The 3,727-nt window shown below is 30.8% G+C and carries 3 protein-coding genes; all 3 read right to left on the bottom strand.

The features are described 5' to 3' along the window. Positions 1-905: 905 nt before the first annotated feature. The gene (locus tag FLA105534_RS22590) at positions 906-1,592 is read right to left on the bottom strand and encodes a GNAT family N-acetyltransferase (protein ID WP_246253294.1); all 687 of its coding nucleotides are present in this window, start codon (positions 1,590-1,592) and stop codon (positions 906-908) included. Positions 1,593-2,092: 500 nt separating this feature from the next. Further along, on the bottom strand, positions 2,093-2,239 hold the full coding sequence (locus FLA105534_RS22585; RefSeq protein WP_173968337.1) for a hypothetical protein: 147 nt from the start codon (positions 2,237-2,239) through the stop codon (positions 2,093-2,095). Between the two features lie 812 nt (positions 2,240-3,051). Next, positions 3,052-3,219 carry a transposase gene (locus tag FLA105534_RS24060; protein WP_173968336.1) on the bottom strand — a complete coding sequence of 56 codons (168 nt, stop codon included), beginning with the start codon at positions 3,217-3,219 and terminating at the stop codon, positions 3,052-3,054. Between the last annotated feature and the right edge of the window lie 508 nt (positions 3,220-3,727).

Here is a 3,727-nt window from a genome sequence, read left to right as displayed (position 1 = left end):
TAATTTTAAATAATAAATTAAAAACTGTCTTAAAGTGTAGAGTCTAAATTTGATGTTTAATTTTACCATTCCACTCTGAAAACTTACTAAACTGAATTTTTTTACAAAATTTGAACTTTTATGAATTCTATGTATTTGCAGAGACTTAATTACTCGATCTGATTATAAAAAACTGTTAATTACTAATCCCTATATTTAATAAATTAATAGTATAAAGAATAAATCCGGATATAAGGAGATATAAATATTTTAATCACCTTAAGATTGTATCACTTTCACACTACCGACTGAATTTTAATCGGGTGCATTTTTCAGATAAAAAAGAGAAATCATTTAACAAAAAAGAATTCGAAAAACTATGCATCTGTAAGTACTTCAACAATGATTCCATTATCTTTTATAAAAAAATATAAAGAAGAATACTAAAAGACATGACATTTTTAATGTAGAGCATTCGGATGTATAATATTTAATTAAAAGCTGGCAGATCTTAAAATCAGGTGATTCTGAAAAACACAATATTTGCTTATCTTATTATGGAAAAAATGCAGAGTAGCAGCTTATCGAAAATGCGAAACAGCTGAAACTGATAAAACCAATTAATTTCTTAGCTGTTTTCTAGTCATTTTTTGATTTTTTTTTCCTACATTTACAGAGGTTAATTAACCCTAGAATTTTAAGAGTGCCCTATTAGTGCCCTTCTTTTTTTGACATAACATAACACCCAGTGTTTACTGGAGCTTACGATACAGGTGGCGGAGCCTCTTTCTCCGCAAAAGACAAAACCCTCAACAATGTTGAGGGTTTTGTTGTTTTATACCGGAATGGTTTCCCGCTACTTTACAAAAGGTATGTGTTGTGGTAATTTTGTCCCTACGGTTGAAACCTATGCAATATCTGCAATACTACTGCGTAATCTCTAAATCTTTTACCAGATTCATCTTCGCTCCTTTTTGCTTCGGGTCATAAAGCATAGCCGTACACAAACAGTTTTTCCTGTCCTTATTCATCAAAATCGGGCAATTTACACATGATTTACAATTTTCCCAAAAAGTATCGTCTGTAGTCAGTTCGGAATAAGTAACCGGCTCAAAACCGAGTTCATGGTTCATTTTCATTACGGCAAGACCAGTAGTTAGGCTGAATATACGGGCATCGGGATATTTTTGTCGGCTAAGCTCAAAAATTTTTCTTTTAATCCTTTTGGCAAGTCCCGTATGTCTGAATTCTGGAGCTACAATTAATCCGGAATTAGAGACATAGCTTCCATTTTCCCAAGAAGAGATAAAAGAAAAGCCTGCCCATCTCCCATCTGGCGCAAAAGCGATGACAGCTTCTCCTTTTTTCATCTTTGTTTCCAGCAACTCGGGAGAGCGTCCGGAAATTCCGGTTCCGCGAGCTATGGCTGATGCAAGTGTCACTTCACAAATTTGTTTTATCCAAAAGGTATGAACGGGTCGGGCTTTTTCAATAATAAAATCCCCTGACTCCTCTGCCACTTTAAGAGGCAAAAATGTTGTTGGATTTTGTATGGGTTTAGAAAGCATATAGTTTCTCTGAGTAGGTCCTATTTTACATTCGATGGTTCTCATATGATTTGGTGTAAATCCTTTTTAGTTTCCTTATTATTTGAGGGGATGGAGATACGATGCATAATATTCAAATTACATACCAATAGATTTTTACTGTTTACCAATTCGCATTAAACCCCATATTATCTGGTATTTTACATTTACAATAATCTTTGTGGGCGTTAAAAAAACGTCTCAAAATGATACGATTTTATCATTTTGAGACAGCCTTTTTCAAACATTATCTTGCTAAACCATTTTATATAAAACCAAAAAAAGTAAAACTCATCGTTGCTGCGAGTTTTACTTCTTATATATCTTAATTAATTATGTTATAACCCTCTGGGGATAATTTAATTTAACACATAGTGACATAGGTTCTATATCTCCAAAAAAAGACGTTTCACTTGATTTAAACACACATATCTTACCATGTGAAAGAGAAGATATATTCCTTTTTTCATTCTCTTTTTTTCCACTAAAATCTTTTTTTTTATTGATTACGCCTAACAAATTATGTTTTATACTATTTGCGAAATCATCAAAAGTGCAATAAAGAATACTATAGAAAACACCATTAAGTTGATGACTCTGTCTTTTTGTTTCATGCCTTTGTTTGATATCCCCAGTTTTTCGATGTTCTTTTTTCTTACTTTATCTGCTTTCATCTCTTTTATTTTACAGTGTTTTTTACATTTATCTATACTATTCTGAGCAAATCCGGAAAACTCTTTTCGTTTTCAAACTTAATCTTATGGTGATGATTTGTACCTTAAAATTATGGTCTTGATCTCCCCTTTAGATGCAATTGGTATGCCAAAACAACTCAACATAAAACAAAACACTAAAAGTCAACTAGTTAAAATTTACACTTAATTTTTAACTTGCTAATCCCTATCAAAATGATAAGATCAGCCATGCAAAATGAAAGGGATGCTAAGCTTTTAAAATAAATTTTGATGATGCTTGAAGTGTTAATTGGAAGAATAAGGAGATTTACTTTTCAGAAAGAGCAGAATAAGTATAAAAATTATTGAAATGCAATAAGTACGATGTTATTTACTACTTCATTTATTCCATTTAACTTCTCTTTGGGGATAAACATTCCGTTTGCCAGAAGAATTATAGTTAGTTTTTTTTTAGGACGAGAAAGTGTTTATCTCTATTTATTAAAGGAGTAATTTTAAGTTGAAGATCAATTGCTTTTTGGTTGCAAGAGAGTTTGGTATATATTTTTGCTACAGTTTTCTGGGTTACTTCTTTGTTAATCTCCTTGAATCTTGTGGGCCCAAGATTCACATTATACTCATTATCAATACCCTGAACATAATCTCATAGTTATTCGAGCTGAGTGAGTATTTTGCTTTGATGTTTTTTATACTATTTCTTCATATAAAAATGTATCTGCCTACCCGAGTTTCTATCTTGGCACCATCCGTATAGATTTGTTTTAGATTAATAAATCCTTCTGATGCCTGTATCAAAAAAATACCTGCTTGAAGATTTCTTTAAAACTCTCTTTAAGTATATCACTTCTAAAACTATTAATCATATTGTGATCCACAATAGCCATAGAAGTTAGCCACATAAAATTGATATTTTCACGAAGTACCAGTTCTATTTTTCGTGATGAATAAATATTGGTCATATAAGCTTACAACATTACTTTTAATTTTTTTTTTGGATGATGTAAGCTTGATTATCTTATTTACTGTAAACTTTTAAAAGAGGCTGGATGTTGTTTATTGACTCGACTACTTGGTCAACTATCCGAACAAGGTGTTTCTCTGCAATTAAATCATCAAACGAATAAGACAAAAGAACCGTTTTATTTTGGTTATAATGTTTGAACCTCATATATAATCAACTATTAATCGATAGTTAAATATGCCAAACTGATCAAAGAGTCACAAATATAAAGAAAGAAAGAAAGAAAGAAAGAAAGAAAGAAAGAAAGAAAGAAAGAAAGAAAGAAAGAAACCGTCTCACTATTGAAACGGCTTCTATAAATTATTCATGATTAATATTTACTCTATTTCATTATGTTAGAAATAAAAAATCTTATATCACTAACTCTGAAACATTAACCAATTTCTAATAAAGTATAAGAATTAAAAACTTTTAAAGTCCTAAATTATTTAAAGTATACTTTTAGG

The organism is Flavobacterium collinsii (assembly GCF_902804485.1).
Taxonomy (GTDB): Bacteria; Bacteroidota; Bacteroidia; order Flavobacteriales; family Flavobacteriaceae; genus Flavobacterium; species Flavobacterium collinsii.
This window is presented reverse-complemented; position numbering and strand designations above follow the sequence as displayed.

What these genes read in the sequence shown, in the direction of transcription:
- FLA105534_RS22590 (WP_246253294.1), bottom strand. Translation starts at nt 1,592, where the DNA reads ATGAGAACCATCGAATGTAAAATAGGACCTACTCAGAGAAACTATATG.
- FLA105534_RS22585 (WP_173968337.1), bottom strand. Translation starts at nt 2,239, where the DNA reads ATGAAAGCAGATAAAGTAAGAAAAAAGAACATCGAAAAACTGGGGATA.
- FLA105534_RS24060 (WP_173968336.1), bottom strand. Translation starts at nt 3,219, where the DNA reads ATGACCAATATTTATTCATCACGAAAAATAGAACTGGTACTTCGTGAA.